The 832-nt window shown below is 60.0% G+C and carries 2 protein-coding genes; both read left to right on the top strand.

Going from position 1 to position 832, the window contains the following annotated elements; all coding sequences use genetic code 11:
* Window positions 1-486: hypothetical protein (locus I5W_RS03985; RefSeq protein ID WP_044528266.1), on the top strand; the 486-nt coding region annotated here is incomplete at its 5' end.
* A 146-nt stretch (window positions 487-632) separates the two neighbouring features.
* The coding region (locus I5W_RS03980) for a hypothetical protein (protein WP_044528265.1) at window positions 633-832 on the top strand (200 nt) is incomplete at its 3' end.

The raw sequence follows: 832 nt of genomic DNA, 5'->3' as shown, positions 1-832 counted from the left end.
GCCCCGGCACACGCCGACACCGACAGCACGCACACCACCAAGAAGAAGGTGGTCAAGAAGGCGCACACCAGAAAGGCCGCTGCAGCTGCCGCAGCGCCGGCGGCCAAGATGCCGTTCTCCTCGGACGCCGAGGATGACGACAGCGAACCCGAACTGAGCGGCACCCAGTCGGCCGACTTCCAGTGCGAAATGGGCAACAAGCTGACCATCTGGAAGAACGATGCCGATGACAAGCACATCGCCATCCGCTGGAACAAGCGCATCCACCGTCTGACCCGCGTGGCCACCACCACCGGCGCCAACCGCTTCGAAAACCACAAGATGGGCCTGGTCTGGATCGGTATCCCGGCCAAGGGCCTGCTGCTGGATTCCAAGAAGGGTCAGCAACTGGCCAACGAATGCAAGAACGCCGACCAGATCAAGGCCGCAGCTGCCGCCAGCGCAGCGCCGGCTTCGCCCCTGGCCGCCGCACCGCACCAGAACTGAATCGGTCAGGCAGCCTCTGCCGGTCCAGGAAGTTTTTAGTAACAAAGAATCACAGAATCAGGCAGCACCCCGCAGTTCACCATTGCAGCGCAAACCGGATTCGACTAGCTAGCATCACTAAATTGCCAAATTAAGGAGAAGAGGCCATGTCTCGCAACACATTGAACACCCTGAAGGAATTCAAGATTTCCGGTTCCAAGAAGGGCAAGTTCTACTCCCTGCCCGCCCTGCAAAAATCGCTGGGCGTGGATATCTCGCGCCTGCCGGTGTCCATCCGTATCGTGCTGGAATCGGTGCTGCGCAACTGCGACGGCCAGAAGGTCACCGAAGAACACTCAAGCAGTGC

This window comes from Herbaspirillum sp. B65, assembly GCF_000333555.1.
GTDB lineage: Bacteria > Pseudomonadota > Gammaproteobacteria > Burkholderiales > Burkholderiaceae_D > Herbaspirillum > Herbaspirillum rubrisubalbicans.
This window is presented reverse-complemented; position numbering and strand designations above follow the sequence as displayed.